Source organism: Bordetella holmesii, assembly GCF_020735985.1.
Taxonomy (GTDB): domain Bacteria; phylum Pseudomonadota; class Gammaproteobacteria; order Burkholderiales; family Burkholderiaceae_B; genus Bordetella; species Bordetella holmesii.
Map to the genome: position 1 here is coordinate 73,127 of NZ_CP085973.1, position 20,484 is coordinate 93,610.

The window sequence follows — 20,484 nt, forward strand, 5'->3', positions numbered from 1 at the left end:
CCCATGCCCTACGCTGATCTCAGCCAGGCTCGCCTGTACTACGTCGTTGACGGCCCCGCCGACGCCCCCGCCCTGGTCCTGTCCAACACGCTGGGCACCAATGCCGACATGTGGGCGCGCCAGGTGCCGGCCTTTGCCAAGCACTTTCGCGTCGTGCGTTACGACACACGCGGCCACGGCCGCTCGTCCGTGCCGCAAGGCGAATACCGCTTTGATCAACTGGCCGGCGACGTGGTCGAACTGCTGGATCACCTGGGCATCGAACGCGCCCACTTCTGCGGTCTGTCCATGGGCGGCCCCACGGGCCTGACCCTGGCTCTTGACCACGCCAGCCGCATCGATCGCCTGGTTCTGTGCAACACCGCTGCCCGTATCGGCAGTGCGCAGGGCTGGAGTGATCGCATCGGCGCCGTGCAGAAGCAGACGCTGGCCGCGATGGCGCCCGCCCTGGTCGAGCGCTGGCTCACGGAAACGTACCGGCAGCGCGAGCCGGGCCTGTCACAAGTCCTGATCGACATGCTGCGCCGCACGCCCGACGCCGGCTACAACGGCAACTGCGCCGCTCTGCGCGATGCCGATCTGCGCGAGCGCCTGGGTCAGATCCGTGCGCGCACCTTGGTCGTAGCCAGTACGCACGACCTGGCTGCCACCCCCGCCGATGGCCGCTACCTGAGCGAGCAGATCCCCGACGCGCGTTATGTCGAACTGAACACTTCGCACATTTCCAACTGGGAAGATCCCGAGACCTTCACCCGTGAGGTCCTGGCCTTCCTGACGGAGTAAGCCATGCAACGCTGGAAAAACCGCCCGCCGGGCTCGAACTGGGGTGATTACGGTCCGGACGACCAACTCGGGCGCCTGAACCTCATCACCGAAGAGCAGGTCCTGAAGGGCGCACGCGAAATCCAGGCGGGCAAGACGTTTTGCCTGTCCCTGCCGCTGGATTTGCCGGGCGGCAATGTCCTCAATCCGCGCCGGCATCCGCCTCAACTGAGCCCGACGCGGCTGCATGACACGCCCTACGTCAACTTCCCGCTGCGCGCCATCAATCCGGACGCCGTCGACGTCCTCAGCGATGACCAGGTATTGCTGTCCATGCAGTACTCGACCCAATGGGACTCGCTCGCTCATGTCGGCGCGCTGTTCGATGCCGACGGCGACGGACGCGACGAGCTGGTCTACTACAACGGCTTTCGGGCTGGGGTGGACGTGATTGGTCCGGCCGATGGCGACCACACCGGTTGCGGCTGCAACAGTGGCGGCCCTTCGGCAGCACTGAAGATCGGCGTGGAGAACCTCGCCGAAAAAGGCATGCAGGGCCGCGGCGTACTGGTGGATCTGGCGCGCGAATTCGGCACCGGCCGCACCCTGGTCGGCGCCGCCGAGCTGCATCAGGCCATGAAGGCGCAAAACGTGGCCATCGAACCTGGCGACATGCTGGTGCTGCGCACCGGCTACGCCGAGGCGGTGGTGCAGATGCAAGGCACTCCCGACGCCAACGTGCTGCACCAGTTCGGCGCGGCGCTTGACGGCACGGATGAGGCGTTGCTGTCATGGATCACGGAAAGCGGCGTAGCGGCCATCTGTGCCGATAACTACGCGGTGGAAGCTTATCCGGCGCGAGACCGCCAGGGCCGACGCGCCATGCTGCCGCTGCACCACCATTGCCTCTTCAAGCTGGGCCTGCCGCTGGCAGAACTCTGGTACCTGAAGGATCTGGCGCAATGGCTGCAGGACAACGGCCGCAACCGCTTCATGCTGACTGCCCCGCCGCTGCGTCTGCCGCATGCGATCGGTTCGCCGGTCACACCCATCGCCACGGTTTGAGGTCTACGTCACCCGCGCGGCGTGCCGCGCGGGTCACTGCCAGATGCTTTAGCCGCCCTTGAGGCAAGTGCTCATGAAGGTCTTGCGCTGGTCACCCGCCAAAGACTGAGCCCCCGCCTTGGCGTTGCAGTCTTTCATCCTCTGCTGCTGCGGCGTGAGCGGTTTGGCCGGCGCTTCGCCCTTGAGGCAGCTGCTCATATACGTTTTGCGGTCATCGCCCTTTTTACCCGCTGCGGACGCATTGCAATCGGACATGCGTTTTTGCTGCGGGGTCATTTCCTTGGTTGCTGCGGCCGGGGCCGCCGTCTGAGCAACGGCCGTGCCGCCGGCCATGAGGGCCAGACACAGACCGGCAACGATGGTGGATGTGCGGAAAATCATGCTTTCCTCCCTGCTCCAGCCCGAGCACGCTGCGCATCAACGCCGGAAGCGGACATGCCGGGGCCGTCCCCGGTCGGCACCAGTGTCGATCAAAGGTCTGGCTCTGGCAAGCCCGCTCAGGACATAATGGCCGGGTCTGCCACCCTGGAGGTGCACCATGACACTGTTCAAGAAATTGTCAGCTACCACCTTGCTTTGCCTTAGCACGCAGGTATCGGCCCAGAGCCTGCCCCAAGGCGTGAGCCTCGGCAATCTGGAGGCGTCCCGAGACGCCCAGACCGGGCAAACCGTCATTACGGGCACGTATGGCAATCAGAGTCAGGCCCGCATCGAGCACGCGTCGGTCACCTTTGCGCTATTTGATGCAGGCGGTCGCGAAATTGGCCGCATTTCCACGCAATCCGAGGCGGCGCTACTGCCGGGCGCCGTCTGGCACTTCCGCGCCAGCACACCGCTGGATGTCCGGCGCTTTTCGGCCATAAGCGCTACGGCGCAATAAGCCCCGGCCACCCGCCGTTTTCCAGCATCCAGCCATTGTGGGAAAATGCAGTACGCCCAGGGCCCGCCTAAGCGATCCCGGTGCGCGGCCTGGTCTGGCACCATGCAACGCGCCCAAGAGGCACTAACCGCAGGATACGATCATGTTTCCCAAAAGACTTACCGACGGCTACCAGTCCTTTCTCGAGGGCCGCTTTCCCGCTGAACGCAGCCGCTACGAAGCCCTGGCTGAGAAAGGCCAGCGACCGGAAATCCTGATCATCAGTTGCTGCGACTCGCGCGTATCGCCCGAAGCCATTTTCGATGTGGGCCCCGGCGAACTATTCGTCGTGCGCAACGTGGCCAACCTGGTGCCACCCTGCGATCCCGACTCCGAATCCTCCTACCACGGCACCAGCGCGGCAATCGAATTCGCCGTCAATGGCCTGGAGGTCAAACACATCGTCGTGATGGGCCACGCGTCCTGTGGCGGCATTCGCTCTTATTACGATGATGCCGAACCGCTGTCCAAGATGGATTTCATCGGCAAATGGATGTCGCAGATTGCGCCGGTGGCCACGTCGTTGGGTGAGAGCACAGGCGACCGCGCCCAGGATCTCAAGCGCCTGGAGTTGGCCGTCATCGGACACAGCCTGGACAATCTGATGACCTTCCCGTCCATCCGCCGCCGCGTGCAAAGCGGCGCGCTGCAATTGCATGGCTGCTACTTCGGCGTGGCCTCGGGTGTGCTGTTCGTGCGCGACACCGCATCCGGTGCATTCGTCCCCTGCCTTGAACATCAACCTGGCTGACATGCCACGGCGGTTGCGCTCGCGCGCCGGCCGTCACGGTGGCGACGCGTCGCGATGACTCGTTCCCGCGCCTCCTGGCTCGGCGGCCGCGCCCTGCCTTCGCACGAAGGCCGCGCCCCTTCGGCCTGCCTTCCCCGTCCCGAGGCCGACGACACACCGCTGGGCCGCGCCATTGCCCCACGTGTGGCACGGCATCCTGGCCTGGCAGGCATCCACGCGCTGGCCGACGCGTACGACGCTTTCGCCGCACGCATGCTGCTGGCGCGCGCGGCGCAGCGCACGCTGGATGTGCAGTACTACATCTGGCATGACGACATGACGGGCACGCTGCTGCTGGAGGCCTTGCATCAGGCGGCCGAGCGAGGCGTACGCGTTCGCCTGCTGCTCGACGACAACGGCACATCCGACCTGGATGCCACGCTTGCTGCACTCGCTCAGCATCCTCATATCGAGGTGCGGCTGTTCAACCCCTTCGTCGTGCGCCGCCCCAAGGTCATCGGCTACCTGACGGACTTCAAGCGCCTTAACCGGCGCATGCACAACAAATCCTTCACTGCCGACAACCAGGTGACGATTCTGGGCGGTCGCAATGTCGGCGATGAATATTTCGGTGCGACCGACAGCGTGCTGTTTGCGGATCTGGATGTCCTGGCCGTCGGGCCGGTCGTGCAGGAAGTCTGCGCGGATTTCGATCGCTACTGGAACAGCCCCCCCGCGTATCCGGTAGAACAGATTCTCGGCGCGGCGCCGGCGGGCGAACTCGGCCGGCTGGCCAGAACCGCCAGACGGCTCGAAGGCGACCCCAAGGCTGACGCCTATATCAAGGTACTGTCGCAGACCCCGCTGGTGCATCAGTTGTTGCAGGGCGAACTGCCGCTGGAGTGGTCGCCTGCGAGCATGGTCAGTGACGATCCCGCCAAGACGCTAGGCCAGGCCCGACCTGAAGCCCTGCTGACCTATCAGCTCAAAACCGTCATTGGCGAACCTCAGGCGCACGTGGACCTGGTCTCGCCCTACTTCGTGCCCACCACGCAAGGCACGGAGGCATTCTGCGCCTTGGCACGCCGCGGTGTGCAAGTGCGTGTACTGACCAATGCACTGGAGGCGACCGACGTCAGCGCGGTGCACTCCGGTTATGCGCGCCGCCGTAAAGATCTGCTGGCCAGTGGCGTACAGCTGTTCGAGATGCGCCGCACGGGCGGTGCCATGCAGCGCAACCGCAGCCTAGGCCCATTCGGCAGCTCCGGATCCAGCCTGCATGCCAAGACCTTCGCGATCGACGGCCACAGCGTTTTTGTGGGCTCTTTCAACTTCGACCCGCGTTCGGCTCACTTGAACACCGAACTGGGCGTGGTCATCGAAAGCCCGGCCCTGGCGCAAAGCATCTGCCAAAGCTTCGACACGCAGATACCCGCGGGCGCCTACCATGTGCGGCTGGACGAACGCGGCCGGCTCTACTGGCTGGAGCCCACCACAGGCGGCACCTTCATCCGCCACGATCGCGAGCCAGGCGCCAGCCTGTGGCAGCGTTTTGCCGTGTGGATCCTGTCGCTGTTGCCCCTGGAGTCGCAGCTCTGACGGCCCAGGCGCTGCGCTCCATATCCATATAACCACAATGACTTAGACGGGCTCGCGGGCCTGCTGTTACGGTTGTGTGCAAATCACCGCAATGGCGCCCGTCGATGCCGAGGCGCCTTTTGACGCCGGCGCGCCGGCGCATTCAGGGTTTCCATCATGTACGTGTATGACCCCGTCGACCAACAGCTCGTGCAAGAGCGCGTGGACCAATTCGCTGGCCAGACGCGCCGCTTTCTCGATGGCCAGTTGAGCGAAGACGAATTCCGCGTTCTGCGCCTGCAGAACGGCTTGTATATCCAGCGCCACGCCCCGATGCTGCGCGTGGCCATTCCCTACGGCATGCTGTCGGCGCGGCAACTGCACAAGCTGGCTCATATCGCGCGCCACTATGACCGCGGCTATGGCCACTTCTCCACCCGCCAGAACATCCAGTTCAATTGGCCGCGCCTCGAAGACGTGCCCGCCCTTCTGGGCGAGCTGGCCGAAGTGCAGATGCACGCCATCCAGACCAGCGGCAACTGTATCCGCAACACGACCACTGATCACTTTGCCGGCATCGCTCCCGATGAGTTGATCAATCCGTTAGTGTGGTGCGAAATCATCCGTCAGTGGTCCACGCTGCATCCGGAGTTCGCCTTCTTGCCCCGAAAGTTCAAGATCGCCGTCAGCGGTGCCATCGAAGACCGCGCGGCAGTGGGCGTGCACGACATCGGCCTGCAGGCGGTCGAGCGCGACGGCGAAGTCGGTTTCCGTGTCTGGATCGGAGGCGGCATGGGCCGCACGCCGATGGTGGGCCATCTGATCAAACCCTTTGTCGCGTGGCAGCATCTGCTCACGTACATGCAAGCGGCGCTGCGCATCTACAACCTGCACGGCCGGCGCGACAACAAGTACAAGGCCCGCATCAAGATCCTGGTCAAAGATCTCACCCCCGAGGTCTACGCCCAGCAGGTCGAAGAAGAATGGCTACGCATCAAGGACGGCCCGGACACCATCACCCAGCAGCAGCTCGACACCATCGCCGGGCGCTTTGTCTGGCCCGACTATGACGCGGCGGCCGCCAGCGAGCCGGATCCGAGCCCCGAACTCGCGCTCCAGGACAAACACTACGCCCGCTGGCTGCGCAGCAATGTCCATGGCCACAAAATCGCGGGTTACGCCGCGGTATCGCTATCGCTCAAACCCACGGGGGTGCCGCCCGGCGATATCACCGCCGACCAGATGGACGCCGTGGCCGACCTGGCCGAACGCTATGGCTTTGGCGAGCTGCGTGTCTCGCATGAACAGAACCTCATCCTGGCCGACGTCAAGCGTTCGCAACTGCCCGCGCTGTGGGCGGAACTCAAGGCGCTGAATCTGGCCACGCCCAATATCGGCCTGCTGACCAACATCATCGCCTGTCCGGGCGGCGACTTCTGCGCCCTGGCCAATGCCGCGTCCATCCCGGTGGCCGAAGCCATCCAACGCCAGTTCGATGACCTCGACTACCTGTTCGAGATCGGTGAGCTGGATCTGAACATCTCTGGCTGCATCAACTCCTGCGGCCACCATCACGTCGGGCATATCGGCATTTTGGGCGTCGATAAGGCAGGCGAAGAGTGGTATCAGGTGACCATCGGCGGACGCCAGAACGGGGCGGCACGGCCCCTGCCGGACCTCGAGTGACCTGCTCCCCGTGATTAGTACGAAATCGATGTAGAGTCCGTTCCCAAAGGAATGGCAATGAAGAAACGATTTACGGAAGAGCAAATCATCGGCGTGCTCAAGGAAGCCGATGCAGGTGCCAAGCCCGCAGAGTTGTGCCGCAAGCACGGAATCTCCGAGGCAACGTACTACAACTGGAAGGCGAAGTTCGGTGGCATGACGGTGTCGGACGCTCAGAGGCTCAAGGAGCTGGAGCAGGAGAACAACAAGCTCAAGAAGCTGTTGGCCGAGTCGATGCTGGACAAGGCGGCGCTTCAGGATCTGCTAAGCCGAAAGTAGTCAGCCCGCAGGCCAAACGCGAGGCGGTCAGGACATTAATGACCGAGCGCAGCATGGGTGTTACCCGGGCCTGTGGGCTGGTAGGAATTTCGCGGTCGCTGTTTGCCTACGAGAGCACACGCTCAGGCGATGCTGCGCTGACCGAGCGCATGAAAGAGATGGCAGTGGCGAAACGACGCTACGGCTATCGGAGGATCCATGTGCTCTTACGTCGCGAAGGCTGGCAAGCAAATCACAAGCGAATCTGGCGGCTGTACAGTCTGGCAGGGTTAAGCGTGCGAAAACGAAAGCGTAAGCGAATCGCGGCGACCGAGCGCGTGGTTCGCCCAGCGGCAATCGCGCCGAATCAGAGTTGGTCAATGGACTTTGTGGCCGACGGCCTAGCCTATGGCCGCCGATTCCGCTGTTTGACTATCGTCGATGACTACACTCGCGAATGCCTGGCCATCGAGGTCGATACGTCGTTGCCGGGACTGCGTGTTGCCATGGTGCTGCAACGGCTGGCGGAGATGCGTGGCCTGCCGCGATCTATTACCGTGGACAACGGGCCAGAGTTCGCCGGAAGAGCCTTGGACGCCTGGGCCTACCAAGCAGGCGTAAAGCTGTCGTTTATTCGGCCGGGTAAGCCGGTGGAGAACGCTTATATCGAAAGTTTCAACGGCAAGTTCCGCGACGAATGCCTTAACGAGCACTGGTTCTTGTCCCTGCGACAGGCTAAAAGCTTGATCGAAAACTGGCGAGTCGAGTACAACACCGATCGGCCTCACAGCGCGCTCGGATATTTAACGCCGGCGCAATTCGTGCAGGCTCATCAGAAAGAAGGTCTTTTACCCCTGGGCTCTATGTCGGTGCCGTACTAAATCTGGGGGCAGGTCACCAGCCTTGACGTGCGGACTGACCGCGCTCAAATTCAAGAACCCCACATCCGAGTGGCCCGCGAGCAAGTCTGAAACCGCCTGACCTGACCCCTTGTAGGGGACATGCAGCCCTTTCGTTTTGGTTTCCTGCCAGAAGAGTTCTGTATTCAAATGCTCGGACGAACCCAGGCCGCCGCTTGCGAAACTTATCTCGCCGGGCTTCTTCTTCAGCAGCTCAATCAACTCCGCAACGCTGTTGGCCGGGAAACTGGCGTTTGTCACGAGAACGTTGGGCGTGCGAACCGCCTCGGTCAGCAACGTGAAATCTTCCTGAGGCTTATAGGAAAGACGTGGTTGAATGGCCGGGTTGATAGCGTAGACGCCTATCGACGCGATCAGCATCGTGTCGCCATTGGGGTTAGAGCGAGCGACGGCGGACGCGCCAATTGCACCGGTGGCGCCCGGCTTGTTGTCAATGACGACGTTCCGTCCGAGATCCTGGCCTAGTTGTTGTCCGATAGTGCGGGCCACTATGTCCGACGATCCGCCGGGCCCAAACGGAACCACGACCATCAGCGGATGAGACTGCGCTGCGGCCTGAGATGCGGCACAGAGAATGCCTGCCGCGAAGAATGCGGTGGTGAGCTTTTTGAACGTGCTACGTCGCGCGTCTTGCATGGTTGTCTCCTGAAAGTTTTCTTTTGTTTGATTGGTCGCTAGCTGTGAACTGTCAATAGGTTGTATTCGTCCAGGTTGAGTCTGGAGATGGGTACAGCGCGCCCGATGCCTTGGTGGGGTCGATGCCAGTTGTAGTGGTGTAGCCAGGATTTCATGGCATCGGCTCGGTGTTGGGAGTTCTGGTAGGTGTGAGCGTAAGCCCACTCACGCAAGGCCGACTGGATGAAGCGTTCGGCCTTGCCATTGGTCTGTGGGCGGTAAGGTCGGGTAAAGCGGTGCTTGATGCCCAGCTCATGGCACAGCGCGGCGAAGGCGCGGCTGCGAAAGGCCGAGCCATTGTCGGTGAGCAAGCGCTGGATGGTCACGCCCAGGCGCTGGTAGTAGGCCACTGCGTCCTTGAGGAACTGGACGGCGCTGGGGAAGCGCTCGTCGGGGTGGATGTCGGTGAAGGCCACGCGGGCGTGGTCATCGATGGCCACGAAGACGAAGTCCCAGCCGGCCCCCTCAACGGTATCGCGTCGGTTGCCCGTGACCCGGTGGCCAGGGCGCTGGATACGTCCCAGCTTCTTGATGTCGATGTGCAGCAGATCGCCGGGGGCCTGATGCTCGTAGCGCACCACCGGCTCGGCCGGCTCCAGGTCGGCCAGGTGCGACAGACCGGCGCGGGCCAGGACGCGGCTGACGGTGCTGGCTGACACGCCCAGCGCCTGGGCGATGCGCACTTGGGTCAGCCGCTTGCGGCGCAGCTCCACGATAGCCAGCGCCTTGGCCGGCGCAATCGCTCGGGGCGAGACCGTCGGGCGCGAGGACGCATCGGCCAAGCCCGCCTGGCCCTGAGCCAGAAAGCGGCCCAGCCATTTGCGCACAGTCGGCGCGGTGACCCCATAGGCGCGGGCCGCTTCAGGCACACAAACTTGATGGGCGATCAATTGCTGGACCATTTCGAGGCGACGTAGGAAGGTCAATCGGGCATGCTTATGGGTGTTCATCCGGCCGGGCTCCTTGAGTGAACTGGGGGGTTGGCGATTTCCAGTTTCTCAAATCCGGTTCGGATGAACCATGCATACAACCTATTGAATCTTCACACCTAGCCAGGTATCGCCGGCCCTATGCGCGCGGCCGCCTGCCGGGCGTTCAGGGCGCCGGATTCGGCCAGCGCGCCTGGATGGCGTTGACGGCCTTGACGATTTCCGGCGATAGCGTGACGTCGGCGCTGTCGATATTTTCTTTGAGCTGCTCCAGTGTGGTCGCACCGATCAGGTTGCTGGTCACGAAGGGCTGGACGTTGACCCAGCCCAGGGCCAGCTGCGTGGGCGTCAGTCCGTGCTGGCGGGCCAGGGCGCAGTACTCGGCCGTGGCGGCTTCGGACTGCGGATTGCTGTAGCGCGTAAAGCGCTCGAACAGCGTCAGGCGCGCCCCTTCGGGGCGGGCCCCGTCAAGGTATTTGCCACTGAGCATGCCCATGGCCAGCGGCGAGTAGGCCAGCAGACCCACGTCCTCGAAGCGGCTGAACTCCGACAACCCGAGCTCATAGTGGCGATTGAGCAGGCTGTAGGGGTTCTGGATGGAAACCAGACGCGGCAGTTGGCGAGTCTCGGCCTCTTTGAGGAATTGCGCCACCCCCCACGGGGTCTCGTTGGAAACACCGATATGGCGGACTTTGCCGGCGCGCACGAAGTCGTGCAGGACTTCCAGCGTTTCGCCGATGGGCACCGTATGCGCATCGTCGACCCAAGGATAATTGGGGCGGCCGAACGTCATGGTCGTGCGGTCCGGCCAATGCAACTGGTAGAGATCCAGATAGTCTGTCTGCAACCGCTTGAGGCTGTCGTCCAGCGCCTGGGTCAGGTTCTTGCGATCCAGGAAGGTCTTGCCGTCACGAATGTGTCCGGGCCGTTTGGCGTCCCGTACCGGGCCGGCCACTTTGCTGGCCAATACGATGTCCTGCCGGCGGCCGCTTTTGGCCAGCCAGGTGCCGATGTAGCTTTCGGTGCGGCCCTGCGTTTCGGCCTTGGGCGGGACGGGATACATCTCGGCCGTGTCGACCAGGTTGACCCCGCGCTCCAGTGCATAGTCCAGCTGCTGGTGAGCGTCGGCTTCCGTATTCTGCTGGCCCCAGGTCATGGTGCCCAGGCCGATCAGGCTGACCGAAAGGTCGGTGCGGCCAAGCTTGCGGTATTCCAAGGAAGTGCTCCGGTCGGTGCGTCGCCCGCGGCAACGCCTTGGCTGCCGATCTTACACCCCGCCCCGCTGGCACGTGCCTGGGGGCTTATCGGCGGCGGGCCGCCCGGATGGCGCTGCGCGATGCCTGGCAGCGTCCGAGCAAATGGCCGTCCTTCCATGCCGCGGCGTTCTGCGGCAGATAGAAGGGATCGCGGCAGACGACGTAATGGGTGTCGATGACGTCCTCCAGCAGACTGCGACTGGTTTTCGCCCCCATCGTCGTGCCACTGATATGGCCGGCCGCGCAGTCATCGCCATCGCGTTTGATCTGGCAAAACGTGATGTTGATACGGAATGTGCAGAGGTTATGCAGTCTTTTGACGCTGGGCCCTGCCGGCTCGCTGACCAGGCATTGGGTGACCGCTGCGCCATAGACAATGTCGCTTGGCGGCGCCGCCAGTGTGGGCCGGGCGAGGGCGAAGACGAGCAGACAACAGAGGAATCGGGCGGCCTGGCGCATAGGGGGCGGTGTCGTGTACGCAGAGCGTTATACGCAATTCCGGCAAGCATGGCTACAAATTGTTGCGGCAGGCCTGCCTCGCATTGTTAGCATGAATTGCCGGCATATGCCGGCTGTCCCCTGAAGGAGGTCGTTATGCGAGAGCAGATCAGCAAGCGTGTTGCGGTCGTCGGCGTGATGGGCGCCCTGCTGTTGGCAGGTTGCGCCACGCCACAGCAAACGAATACGGCGGTGGGAACTGGCGCGGGTGCCGCCGTGGGCGCGGGCGTGGGCGCCTTGGTCGGGCATGGCAAGGGCGCGGCCATCGGGGCAGGCATCGGCGCGGTGGCCGGTGGCCTGATTGGCTACAACTGGAAGACGGTCAAGGACGATGTGCAGCAATCCGCCGCCTCGTCGCTGGGTGTGGACGTAGTCGAGATGCCGGACGGGTCGTTGAAGGTCAGCATTCCTTCGAATGTGTCGTTCGACACCGGGCGCGCCACACTCAAGCCAGCCTTGTTGCCTGTGCTCGATAGCGTGGCCAAATCGGTGGAGCAGCACCCGGAACTGCGGGTCAAGACCGTGGGACATACCGACAATACCGGCTCGGTGGCCACCAACCAGAAGCTGTCGCAGGCGCGTGCCCAGGCGGTGGCGACCTATCTGTCGCGCCACGGTGTGGCGGCTTCGCGCATCATGGTCGAGGGCCGGGCGGCCACCGATCCGATCGGCGACAACAGCACCGTCGACGGGCGTGCGGCCAATCGCCGCGTCGAGATATACCTCTACGCCGTGAAGCAGTAGTATGACGCACGGGTCTGCTCGCGAGGCAGCGGGCCCGTGCTGGAGGTGCATTCATGACTCAACGATATCTGCGCATGGACCTGTCCATTGCGCGCGCCGCGCTGCCGTCCTGGCAGGCGCACCCTAACCGTCAGGCGCTGCAAAAACGCTTCCGGTTCGATCACTTCAATGCGGCGTTCGGCTTCATGAGCCGGGTGGCGATGTTTGCCGAGAAGATCGATCATCACCCGGAGTGGACCAATGTCTACAACCGGGTGGATGTGATTCTGACCACGCACGACGCCGGCGGCGTGACCGAGCTGGACGTGCGGATGGCGCAATTCATGGATGAGGCGGCCGCTCAGGCCGGTGCCACCGGCCTGGCGATCCCCGCCTGAGGCCAGGCTCAGTTCACGCGCGCGCCGTCGGCGTTGCGCACGTAGTAGATGCGCATGGCGTGCTGGCGCTGCTGCGCGTCGAGCACCCGGATGGTGACCGACCGGGGCGTGAAGCCGGCGGGGGTGGCCAGTTTGCCCACCGCGTGGTCGTAGCGGGAAAGCGTCAGCGGGATTGCCTCGGGCGTGATGCGATCGCGTTTGCCGTTGGCGTAGTTGCCGTCGACCACGAGCTCGAGGGTGCCCTGAAAGGGCTTGCCGGTGTCGGTGTCGCGCATGACCAGCACCTGATAGTCCAGGTTGCCGGGCTCGCGCTTGAAGCGCGCCGAACGCACGCCGATGTCGCCGCCGCGCGGATCGGGAGGCACGGCATCCTGAAACAGCGCCAGTTCCTGGTTGAGCGCCTCGACGCGGCTGCGCGCCTGAGCCAGGTCGGTGGTGAGTTGTTCGTGCGTGGATTTGTTGCTGTCGCGTTGAGCGACCGCGTCATCGAGCTGGCTTTGCAGGCGTTGCCGGTCAACGTTGGCCGCGCTCAGTTCGGTGTGCAATTGCTCGGACTGCTCGACCGTCAAGCGTTGAGGGCCGTAATTGGCCTGCAAAAACAGCACGCCGCCGGCTCCCAGGGCAATGCCGATGAACCGTAATACCAGCCAGCGCGGCAAGCGGCGCGAGCGTTTTCCGGGTTGGTAGAGCGAAGGCCTGAATACCGGTTTTTGCGACCGTCCGAACATCCCCATGCGAGCTGAATCCTATAGCGGGTGTAATGCGTGGCGCCAGGCGCCTGCTAGCCAAAACGAGAGAGGATACCGCGAGACCTTGCCCGGATGGGTTCCGGACAACTCTGGTTTCCTCCGTTGATAACGTGAAATACGGGGCATCTATTGATCCCTGAGGGATTGGTCCAGCGCCGCCAATCGCTCGGGGGTGCCGACATCGGTCCAACGCCCTTGATGGTGCTGACCGCGCACGCGGCCTTGCCCCATGGCCGCGCGCAACAGCGGCGCCAGCGGTGCCGGCGTATCCGGCGCCATGCCCTGAAACAAGGCAGGATCGTAGATGCCTATGCCCGAGAAGGTCAAACGCGGGCCTTCGGCGCTGGATACCTGGCCATCGGCAGCGAGCAGGAAGTCGCCGGCCGGATGCTGGGGCGGGTTGTCCACCAGCAGCAGCCAGGCGCCGCGGGCCGGCAGTTGCGCCGCGGCCGCGCCGGCCTGCGCCGGATCCCAGTCGCACCAGATGTCGCCATTGATCACCAGAAAAGGAGCCTCGCCCAGCAACGGCAAGGCGCGCACGATGCCTCCTGCCGTCTCCAGGGGCACCGTTTCGGGCGAGTAGCGCACCGTCAGACCGTAGGCCTGACCGTCGCCCAGCGCGCTCTCGATTTGGCCGCCCAGCCAGGCATGGTTGATGACGACCTCGCGAAAGCCGGCAGCGGCCAGCCGTTCGAGGTGCCAGACGATCAAGGGTTTGCCGGCCACGGGCAGCAAGGGTTTGGGCGTGCGGTCGGTCAGCGGACGCATGCGTTGGCCGCGTCCGGCCGCCAGGATCATGGCGCGCATCAGAAGGTGTACCCCACCTTGACTTCCCGGTTGTCGAGTTTGTCCAGCAGGCGCAACAGCGGGCTGAAGACGCCGTAGCGCTGCGCGACCTGGCGAACGTAGGCATTCACGCGGGGCATGTGGTCCAGATAGCCGGGTTTGCCGTCACGGTGGTTCAGGCGGGCGAACACGCCCAGGATGCGCAGGTTGCGTTGCAGCCCCATCCACTCGTAGGCCCGGTGAAACTGCGCGAAGTCGTCGTCGACAGGCAGGCCCGCCTTGCGGGCCATTTCCCAGTAACGAATGGCCCAGTCCAGTTGCTGCGGTTCTTCCCAGGTGGTTCGGGCATCGGTCACCAGCGACGCCAGGTCGTAGGTGATGGGCCCGACCAGGGCGTCCTGGAAGTCGATCACGCCGGGGTTGGGACCGAATCGGGGTTCGTCGCAGACCATGAGGTTAGGCGAGTGGAAATCCCGATGAACGAAAACGGCCGGCTGGCTGCCGTTGCTGGTGGCCAGCAAGCTGAAGATGCGCTCGAGCGACTGCGAGGTCTGGTCGTCCAGCGTGGTCTGGTGGTGTACGCCGACGTACCATTGCCCAAACAGCTCCAGCTCGGCGCGCAGGCGCGGCGCGTCATAGGCGGCCAATCCGGCGGTGTCGGCCTTTTGCATGTGGACCAGCGCGGCCAGGGCGTCGCGGTACAGCTGTTGGAGGGTGGCGTCGTCGATCCCTTCGCGGATGCGCTGGGTATAGTTTTTTTCACCCAGATCGCTGAGCAGGAGCACGCCCTGGGTCGAATCCTGCGCTACGATGGCCGGCACGTTGACGCCGGCGGCCGCCAGCACGCCGTCCACATGGACGAAGGGCCGGATGTCTTCGTGCGGGGGCGGGGCGTCCATCAGGATCAGGCTGCGGCCCGCGGCCTGAAGCCGGAAATAGCGGCGGAAACTGGCATCGCCGGAGACGGGCGCCAGGGTTGCCGGTTGCAGGCCGAGGTCGGAGGGCAGGGTGGCAAGCCAGGCGTGCAGGGATGCCAGGCGGGGATCAGTCTGGGGGGAGTTCAAGGCGGCCAGTCTCGCGAAATGCACGTGGGTGGACGGGCGGCTCCCGAACCGGGGCGCCCAGCCTCGGGCGATCGGGGAAACCGGGTCGGCGAGGCTTCTCTATAATACCGGGTCAATCCAGCGTCCGCCCGGGGCTGGCAAGTCCTCACAGACACAGGTTGGTTTTTACTCGTGCATATGATCAGGTGGTTGATCCTCTCCGCTTTCAGCGTCGCCGGGGCCGCTCAGGCTCAAGGCAGCCAGGATGTCGCCCCGGTCAAAAAGGGAAGCCCGGCAGCCAGTACTACCACGGCCGGCGCCGCTGCGGACTCGGCTCAGGAGATGCCCGGCCTGCGTATCTCGCCGGGCTTGCGGGTCCGCCACTTTCCCGACGAGCAGATTCCCGCCTATCTCGAAGCCGATGAGATCGCCGGCGATCCCGATTCGGAGATCACGCTCAAGGGCAACGCCCAGGTGCGGCGTCTCGACGGGGTGGTCAAGGGCGACAGCATCCACTACAGCAATGAAACGGGCGACGTGAACGTCCAAGGCAATGCGCGCATCATGCGCGACGCCACGCTGGTGACCGGTCCGTCGGCCCGGCTCAACATGAATACCTACAGCGGCGAGATCGAGCAGCCCAATTTCTGGATCGGCGCCAGCGGCGGCACGGCCCGCGCCGACCATGCGGACATCTTCAGCCGTTCGCAGATGCGCCTGACCGAGGTCACCTACAGCGGTTGTCCCTGCGCCAAGCCGTCCTGGTACATCGAGGCCAATACCGTCGACCTGGATTTCGATGAGAATGAAGGCGTGGCCCGCAATGGGGTGCTGTACTTCAAGGACGTGCCGATTCTGGCGTCGCCCTACCTGACGTTCCCGATCCGCAAGGAGCGCAAGTCGGGCTTCCTGTTGCCAACCTACGGCTCGTCGAGCAAGACCGGGCTGGATATCTCGGTGCCGTATTACTTCAACCTGGCGCCCAATTACGACGCCACGCTGATCACGCGCTATATGGGCAAGCGTGGTCTGCAGATCGGTGGCGAAGGGCGCTATCTGGGCGAGAGCTATGTCGGGTCGGTGTCGGGCACCTATCTGCCCAACGACCACGACGCCGGTTTTGACCGCTATATGTACCGCCTGACGCACCGGCAGTTCTTCGGCGGCGGCTTCTACGCCGACTGGGATATCAACGGCGTGTCCGATGATAATTATTATCGCGACATGACCACGCTGGGCCTGAATACGGCTTCGACGACGTATCTGCCCCGCCAGGCGCGGGTGGGTTGGTCGTCCAGCTATTGGCAGACCTATGTGCAGGTCTACAAGTACCGCACGTTGCAGGATCCCGACGCGCCCATCGTCCCGCCGTACAACAAAGAGCCGGAGATCTTCCTGCAGGGCGCGCGTTACGACTGGAACGGTTTCGACGTACGCATGGACTCCACCGCCGTGCGATTCCGCCGCGCGTTGTTTGCGGGCACGCGCGTCGGCCAGGAAGGCGAGCGCCTGCAGGCTTATCCCACGATTTCCTATCCCATCGTGCGTGCCGGCTGGTACATCACGCCCAAGGTCGGCGTGAACTACACCCAGTACCACACCTCCTGGTTCAACACCGATTGGAACAAACTGGGCAGCATGTCGCCCTACCAGGCGACCGACTCGCGCACGGTACCGATCTTCTCCGTGGATGCGGGGATGACCTTCGAACGCCCCACGACGCTGTTCGGCAAAGAATCGACGCAGACGCTGGAGCCGCGCCTGTATTACCTGCGGGTGCCTTACCGCAATCAGGATGCTCTGCCGGTCTATGACACCAGTCTGTCGGACTTCAGCTTTGAGCAGGCTTTCCAGGAAAACGTTTACACCGGCGGCTGGGATCGCATCGCCAATGCGAACCAACTGACTGCCGCGCTCACCACGCACTGGCTGGACGCCAACACGGGCTTTCAGCGGGTGGCGCTGTCCGTGGCGCAACGCCTGTACTTCGAAGACCAGCGCGTCACCTTGCCGGGCGAGACGCCCCGCGAAAACGTGCGCTCGGATTTCCTGGTGGGTGCCAGTGCGGCCCTGACCGACACGCTGACGACCGATGTCGCCGCCCAATACAACCCGTATGACAACAACTGGTCGCGCGGGCTGGTGAGCGCGCGCTGGTCGCCGCAGCGTCAAACGACGGTGGCGGTGGCCTATCGTTATCAGCGCGACCCGATCAACAACATCTCCTACGCGCCGCGCGGACAGAATCAGGTCACGTTGGCGCTGCAATGGCCCTTCACCAACCGTTGGTATGGCGTGGGCCGTATCGACTACGCTATCAAGTCCGACCCGGGCTCGGTGGTCGGTGCTTCGGATGGTCCGCGGGTGACGCAGGCCATTGCCGGGGTCGAGTACAAGGGCGATTGCTGCTGGACGGGCCGGATGGTCTTCCAGCGTTATGCCGTGGCGGCCAACGACACCAATACGGCGATTTTCTTCCAGCTCGAATTGACCGGGCTGGGTGCTTTGGGGACCGATCCCCTCAAGCTGCTCGATAAGAGCATTCCGGGCTATCAGCCGGTTTCGCAGCCTGCCGCGGCAGGCACGACATTTGAAAGGTATGAATGATGCGTAGGTTGCACTCGTCGCGCCGTTTTCGCGGCAGCCTTCTGGCGCTGGCCTTGGGCCTGGCCATGCCCTTGGCTCACGCAGCGGACAAAGCAGGAGCCGCCAAGCCGGCACCGACCAAGGCGCCCGCCGCGTCCTCCGAGCAGTTTGTCGACGGCATCGCCGCCATCGTCAACAAGGATGTCATCACCATGCGCGAGGTGCAGGAAGCCACCACGCGCGCCAAAGTGGACCTCAAGCGCCGCGGCATTCAACTGCCCGACGACAGGACGCTGCAGAAGCAAGTGTTGCAACGGTTGATTTTCGAGCGCCTGGAGCGCCAGGAAGCCGACCGTCTCGGCATCCGCGTCGATGATAATCAGGTCAATCAGGCCATCAACATGGTGGCCACGCGCAACAAGATCACGCAGCAGCAGTTGCGCGCCGAAGTCGAAAAGAGCGGCGTGAGCTGGGATGAGTACCGCAAGTCGCTGCGCGACGAAATCCGCGCCGATCGCCTGCGTCAGCGCACCATCGATAACCACATCGTCATCACCGACGCCGAGGTCGACGCCTATCTGAAGGATCAGGCACGCAATCCGGCGCTGCAGCGCGAGGCTGCGGCGCCTGCTGCCGCACCCGCGCCGCAGCAGGCTCAGCCTCAAGCGGCGGGCCCGGAGCAGATCGCGCTGGCGCAGATCCTGGTGCGCGTACCCGAGGGTTCATCGCCCGAGACGGTAGCCAGCCTGCGCAAGAAGGCCGAGGAGGTGTTGGCCCGCCTCAAGCGAGGCGATGATTTCGCCAGCGTGGCGGCTGCGGCCTCCGATGGCCCCGAGGCGCTGCAAGGTGGCGTCATGGGCGCGCGCACGCTCGACGGCTGGCCGGATCTCTTCGTCAAGGCCGTGCAAGGCGTGCCGGCCGGACAGGTCAGCGGCATCGTGCAGTCGGGCAATGGCTTCCATATCCTGAAGGTGTTGCAGCGCGCCGATGGCCGGGCCCCGGCCCGCGCGCAGCAACGTCCCGCCCCCGCCCCCGCCCCGGCCGCACAGGCGCCCGGCCAGCGTGCCTCGCAAGGCCCGGTGCGTGTGACGCAGACGCATACCCGCCACATTCTGATCAAGACCTCGACTGTCATGAGCGATGACCAGGCGCGCCAGCGTCTGGAGCAGGTGCGCCAGCGCCTCGCTGCGGGCGGAGCCAAGTTTGAAGACATGGCGCGCCAGTATTCGCAGGATGCCACGGCGCCGCAAGGCGGCGATCTGGGCTGGGTCAATCCGGGGGAGATGGTGCCGTCGTTCGAGGCTGCCATGAATTCGCTCAAGCCGGGCGAGGTCAGCCAGCCCATCGAGTCGCCGTTCGGCTGGCACTTGGTCCAGGTGCTGGAGCGCCGCGAAAAAGACGTCACCGACGAGGTTCAGCGCATGCAGGCCCGCCAGACGCTGTTCGAGCGTCGCGCCGGCCCGGCGTTCGAGGATTGGATGGAGCAACTGCGTGGCCAGGCTTTCATCGACAATCGCCTGGAAAAGCAGGACCGCATCGAGCAGAACAACCGCTGAGTACGGAAGCACCATGTCGCAACACCAGGCGCGCAAGCGCTTTGGCCAACACTTTCTCACCGACGAGAGTGTGGTGGAGTCCATCGTGCGGGCCATCGCGCCCGCGCGTGACGACGCCGTGGTCGAAATCGGCCCCGGCCTGTCGGCCCTTACCGCTCCCTTGCTGGAGAAGCTGGACACGCTGTCCGTGGTCGAGATCGATCGCGACCTTGCTGCCCGTCTGCGCAAGAAGTATCCGCCCGAACGCCTCGTGGTGGTCGAGGCCGACGCCCTGACCGTGGACTTCGGCCAGTTTGGCGCGGGTATGCGGGTGGTGGGCAACCTCCCCTACAACATCTCCAGCCCCTTGTTGTTTCACCTGATGAGCGCAGCGGATCTGGTGCGCGATCAGCATTTCATGCTGCAGCGTGAGGTCATCGATCGCATGGTGGCCGAGCCCGGCACGGCCGACTACGGCCGCTTGTCGGTGATGCTGCAATCGCGCTATCGCATGGAGAAGTTGTTTGATGTCCCTCCCGAGGCCTTCGACCCGCCTCCGCGCGTGGTCTCGGCGGTGGTGCGCATGATCCCCCTGGGCGCGGATCGGCCGCGTCCGGTGAGCGCGGCGGCCTTTGAAGCTGTCGTGGCGCGAGCCTTCTCGCAGCGGCGCAAGATGCTGCGCCGGGGACTGGGTGACTGGGCGGCCCACGTGCCCTGGGAAGCCGTTGGCGTGCCGCCCACGGCGCGCGCCGAGGAAATCGGCGTGGCGCAGTTCATTGGCCTGACCGACGCGCTGGTCAACGCCGGCGTGGTCAAGGGCTAGCGTCTGGCTGCGGCCTGGCCTGAAGGGGCTAGCCGCGCGCCGGCTTGAGCGGCAGGATGCGCTGGTAGCCGGGGGGCAGTGGATGGCGGGCATGCGCCTGGACGATGCCAGCCAGCCGCCGGGCCAGATCCGGTGCAAACGGCGTGGCGCGGCGCAGGCTGAGATCCACATGTAGCGAAAGCTGCTCCATCGTGGCGGCCAGATAGTTGTCGCGCGTCTGCCAGAGCTCCATCAGACAAAGCAGGCGTTTGTCATCGGCATCGAGCAAGCGCAGTTGCAGCGCCAGGGGATCGCCGTCGAGCACCTCGCGCATGTAGGCGACCTGGATATGCATCGTATAAATGCCGCAGCCGCTCGTGCGGGTGTAATCCAGGCCCACGCCCGCCTGTCCCAGAAGTTCGAAACCCAGGCCATCGAAGACGCCTACATAGTGAGCGGCGTTCATGTGGCCGTAGGCGTCGATCCAGGCCGGATCGACGCTGAGCGTGGTACGAGGCAGGTCTGTCATGGGGAGTTGTCGCAGGGT

21 protein-coding genes are annotated in these 20,484 nt (G+C 64.1%); 12 read left to right on the forward strand and 9 right to left on the reverse strand.

Annotated features, from left to right (window positions below):
- Positions 1-3 precede the first annotated feature (3 nt).
- Positions 4-783, forward strand: coding sequence for a 3-oxoadipate enol-lactonase (pcaD, locus tag LK440_RS00340; RefSeq protein ID WP_005016609.1), 780 nt, complete (start codon positions 4-6; stop codon positions 781-783).
- Between the two features lie 3 nt (positions 784-786).
- A complete protein-coding gene (locus LK440_RS00345; protein ID WP_005016604.1) occupies positions 787-1,827 on the forward strand; it encodes a cyclase family protein in 1,041 nt (346 codons plus the stop codon).
- A 48-nt stretch (positions 1,828-1,875) separates the two neighbouring features.
- On the opposite strand, the gene LK440_RS00350 is transcribed toward LK440_RS00345, so the two are convergent.
- Positions 1,876-2,208 carry a PsiF family protein gene (locus LK440_RS00350; protein ID WP_005016603.1) on the reverse strand — a complete coding sequence of 111 codons (333 nt, stop codon included), beginning with the start codon at positions 2,206-2,208 and terminating at the stop codon, positions 1,876-1,878.
- 157 nt (positions 2,209-2,365) lie between these two features.
- On the opposite strand from LK440_RS00350, the gene LK440_RS00355 reads away from it, so the two are divergent.
- The 5 genes from LK440_RS00355 to LK440_RS00375 all read left to right on the forward strand — a co-directional run bounded on the left by LK440_RS00355 (position 2,366) and on the right by LK440_RS00375 (position 7,918).
- Positions 2,366-2,707: an FxLYD domain-containing protein gene (locus LK440_RS00355; RefSeq protein ID WP_005016601.1), complete on the forward strand. Its 342-nt coding sequence runs from the start codon at positions 2,366-2,368 to the stop codon at positions 2,705-2,707.
- Positions 2,708-2,849: 142 nt separating this feature from the next.
- Positions 2,850-3,497 (forward strand): carbonic anhydrase, encoded by a 648-nt coding sequence (locus tag LK440_RS00360; RefSeq protein WP_005016600.1) that lies wholly within the window; start codon positions 2,850-2,852, stop codon positions 3,495-3,497.
- A gap of 54 nt (positions 3,498-3,551) precedes the next feature.
- Complete coding sequence (locus tag LK440_RS00365) at positions 3,552-5,075, forward strand: phospholipase D family protein (protein ID WP_005016599.1); 1,524 nt, start codon at positions 3,552-3,554, stop codon at positions 5,073-5,075.
- Between the two features lie 156 nt (positions 5,076-5,231).
- Positions 5,232-6,740, forward strand: a complete 1,509-nt coding sequence (locus LK440_RS00370; RefSeq protein ID WP_005016598.1) for a nitrite/sulfite reductase — start codon at positions 5,232-5,234, stop codon at positions 6,738-6,740.
- A 57-nt stretch (positions 6,741-6,797) separates the two neighbouring features.
- Positions 6,798-7,918, forward strand: a protein-coding gene (locus LK440_RS00375) for an IS3 family transposase (protein ID WP_101557886.1) whose coding sequence is annotated in 2 segments (ribosomal slippage) — positions 6,798-7,050 and positions 7,050-7,918 — 1,122 coding nt in all. Because the reading frame shifts where the segments join, the coding sequence is not laid out codon by codon here.
- On the opposite strand, the gene LK440_RS00380 is transcribed toward LK440_RS00375, so the two are convergent.
- The 4 genes from LK440_RS00380 to LK440_RS00395 all read right to left on the reverse strand — a co-directional run bounded on the left by LK440_RS00380 (position 7,886) and on the right by LK440_RS00395 (position 11,276).
- The gene (locus LK440_RS00380; protein ID WP_005016595.1) at positions 7,886-8,593 is read right to left on the reverse strand and encodes a Bug family tripartite tricarboxylate transporter substrate binding protein; all 708 of its coding nucleotides are present in this window, start codon (positions 8,591-8,593) and stop codon (positions 7,886-7,888) included. The two genes, LK440_RS00375 and LK440_RS00380, sit on opposite strands and share 33 nt — an antisense overlap.
- Before the next feature lie 38 nt (positions 8,594-8,631).
- The gene (locus tag LK440_RS00385; protein WP_005016594.1) at positions 8,632-9,582 is read right to left on the reverse strand and encodes an IS481-like element IS481 family transposase; all 951 of its coding nucleotides are present in this window, start codon (positions 9,580-9,582) and stop codon (positions 8,632-8,634) included.
- 145 nt (positions 9,583-9,727) lie between these two features.
- Positions 9,728-10,777 (reverse strand): NADP(H)-dependent aldo-keto reductase, encoded by a 1,050-nt coding sequence (locus LK440_RS00390; RefSeq protein WP_005016592.1) that lies wholly within the window; start codon positions 10,775-10,777, stop codon positions 9,728-9,730.
- Positions 10,778-10,862: 85 nt separating this feature from the next.
- Positions 10,863-11,276 carry a hypothetical protein gene (locus LK440_RS00395; protein ID WP_005016590.1) on the reverse strand — a complete coding sequence of 138 codons (414 nt, stop codon included), beginning with the start codon at positions 11,274-11,276 and terminating at the stop codon, positions 10,863-10,865.
- A gap of 135 nt (positions 11,277-11,411) precedes the next feature.
- Here LK440_RS00395 and LK440_RS00400 point away from each other — a divergent pair, with 135 nt between their 5' ends.
- Together LK440_RS00400 and LK440_RS00405 are read left to right on the forward strand one after the other, a co-directional pair.
- Positions 11,412-12,059, forward strand: a complete 648-nt coding sequence (locus LK440_RS00400) for an OmpA family protein (RefSeq protein WP_005016587.1) — start codon at positions 11,412-11,414, stop codon at positions 12,057-12,059.
- A 53-nt stretch (positions 12,060-12,112) separates the two neighbouring features.
- On the forward strand, positions 12,113-12,436 hold the full coding sequence (locus LK440_RS00405) for a 4a-hydroxytetrahydrobiopterin dehydratase (RefSeq protein WP_005016586.1): 324 nt from the start codon (positions 12,113-12,115) through the stop codon (positions 12,434-12,436).
- Positions 12,437-12,444: 8 nt separating this feature from the next.
- Here LK440_RS00405 and LK440_RS00410 read toward each other — a convergent pair whose 3' ends face one another.
- From LK440_RS00410 to LK440_RS00420, 3 genes are all read right to left on the reverse strand, one after another.
- Positions 12,445-13,170 (reverse strand): DUF6776 family protein, encoded by a 726-nt coding sequence (locus LK440_RS00410; protein WP_005016584.1) that lies wholly within the window; start codon positions 13,168-13,170, stop codon positions 12,445-12,447.
- Positions 13,171-13,311: 141 nt separating this feature from the next.
- Positions 13,312-13,992, reverse strand: a complete 681-nt coding sequence (murU, locus tag LK440_RS00415) for an N-acetylmuramate alpha-1-phosphate uridylyltransferase MurU (RefSeq protein WP_005016582.1) — start codon at positions 13,990-13,992, stop codon at positions 13,312-13,314.
- Positions 13,992-15,035, reverse strand: a complete 1,044-nt coding sequence (locus tag LK440_RS00420; RefSeq protein WP_005020202.1) for an aminoglycoside phosphotransferase family protein — start codon at positions 15,033-15,035, stop codon at positions 13,992-13,994. The genes murU and LK440_RS00420 overlap by 1 nt, the downstream gene beginning before the upstream one ends.
- A gap of 171 nt (positions 15,036-15,206) precedes the next feature.
- Between LK440_RS00420 and LK440_RS00425 the strand changes: the two genes are divergently transcribed.
- Genes LK440_RS00425 through rsmA form a run of 3 tightly spaced genes read left to right on the forward strand, consistent with a single transcriptional unit; the run spans position 15,207 to position 19,958 of the window.
- A complete protein-coding gene (locus LK440_RS00425; RefSeq protein WP_017685703.1) occupies positions 15,207-17,621 on the forward strand; it encodes an LPS-assembly protein LptD in 2,415 nt (804 codons plus the stop codon).
- Entirely contained in the window at positions 17,618-19,156 is a 1,539-nt protein-coding gene (locus LK440_RS00430; protein WP_032826964.1) for a peptidylprolyl isomerase, read from the forward strand. Before LK440_RS00425 ends, LK440_RS00430 begins: the two co-directional genes overlap by 4 nt.
- Before the next feature lie 13 nt (positions 19,157-19,169).
- Entirely contained in the window at positions 19,170-19,958 is a 789-nt protein-coding gene (gene rsmA / locus LK440_RS00435; RefSeq protein ID WP_005016572.1) for a 16S rRNA (adenine(1518)-N(6)/adenine(1519)-N(6))-dimethyltransferase RsmA, read from the forward strand.
- 28 nt (positions 19,959-19,986) lie between these two features.
- Here rsmA and LK440_RS00440 read toward each other — a convergent pair whose 3' ends face one another.
- Entirely contained in the window at positions 19,987-20,466 is a 480-nt protein-coding gene (locus LK440_RS00440) for a thioesterase family protein (protein WP_005016571.1), read from the reverse strand.
- Positions 20,467-20,484: the final 18 nt, after the last annotated feature.

Excerpts from the sequence above, each read along its gene's own strand:
- pcaD (WP_005016609.1), top strand. The coding sequence starts at position 4 with ATGCCCTACGCTGATCTCAGCCAGGCTCGCCTGTACTACGTCGTTGAC.
- LK440_RS00345 (WP_005016604.1), top strand. The coding sequence starts at position 787 with ATGCAACGCTGGAAAAACCGCCCGCCGGGCTCGAACTGGGGTGATTAC.
- LK440_RS00350 (WP_005016603.1), bottom strand. The coding sequence starts at position 2,208 with ATGATTTTCCGCACATCCACCATCGTTGCCGGTCTGTGTCTGGCCCTC.
- LK440_RS00355 (WP_005016601.1), top strand. The coding sequence starts at position 2,366 with ATGACACTGTTCAAGAAATTGTCAGCTACCACCTTGCTTTGCCTTAGC.
- LK440_RS00360 (WP_005016600.1), top strand. The coding sequence starts at position 2,850 with ATGTTTCCCAAAAGACTTACCGACGGCTACCAGTCCTTTCTCGAGGGC.
- LK440_RS00365 (WP_005016599.1), top strand. The coding sequence starts at position 3,552 with ATGACTCGTTCCCGCGCCTCCTGGCTCGGCGGCCGCGCCCTGCCTTCG.
- LK440_RS00370 (WP_005016598.1), top strand. The coding sequence starts at position 5,232 with ATGTACGTGTATGACCCCGTCGACCAACAGCTCGTGCAAGAGCGCGTG.
- LK440_RS00380 (WP_005016595.1), bottom strand. The coding sequence starts at position 8,593 with ATGCAAGACGCGCGACGTAGCACGTTCAAAAAGCTCACCACCGCATTC.
- LK440_RS00385 (WP_005016594.1), bottom strand. The coding sequence starts at position 9,582 with ATGAACACCCATAAGCATGCCCGATTGACCTTCCTACGTCGCCTCGAA.
- LK440_RS00395 (WP_005016590.1), bottom strand. The coding sequence starts at position 11,276 with ATGCGCCAGGCCGCCCGATTCCTCTGTTGTCTGCTCGTCTTCGCCCTC.
- LK440_RS00400 (WP_005016587.1), top strand. The coding sequence starts at position 11,412 with ATGCGAGAGCAGATCAGCAAGCGTGTTGCGGTCGTCGGCGTGATGGGC.
- LK440_RS00405 (WP_005016586.1), top strand. The coding sequence starts at position 12,113 with ATGACTCAACGATATCTGCGCATGGACCTGTCCATTGCGCGCGCCGCG.
- LK440_RS00410 (WP_005016584.1), bottom strand. The coding sequence starts at position 13,170 with ATGGGGATGTTCGGACGGTCGCAAAAACCGGTATTCAGGCCTTCGCTC.
- murU (WP_005016582.1), bottom strand. The coding sequence starts at position 13,992 with ATGCGCGCCATGATCCTGGCGGCCGGACGCGGCCAACGCATGCGTCCG.
- LK440_RS00430 (WP_032826964.1), top strand. The coding sequence starts at position 17,618 with ATGATGCGTAGGTTGCACTCGTCGCGCCGTTTTCGCGGCAGCCTTCTG.
- rsmA (WP_005016572.1), top strand. The coding sequence starts at position 19,170 with ATGTCGCAACACCAGGCGCGCAAGCGCTTTGGCCAACACTTTCTCACC.
- LK440_RS00440 (WP_005016571.1), bottom strand. The coding sequence starts at position 20,466 with ATGACAGACCTGCCTCGTACCACGCTCAGCGTCGATCCGGCCTGGATC.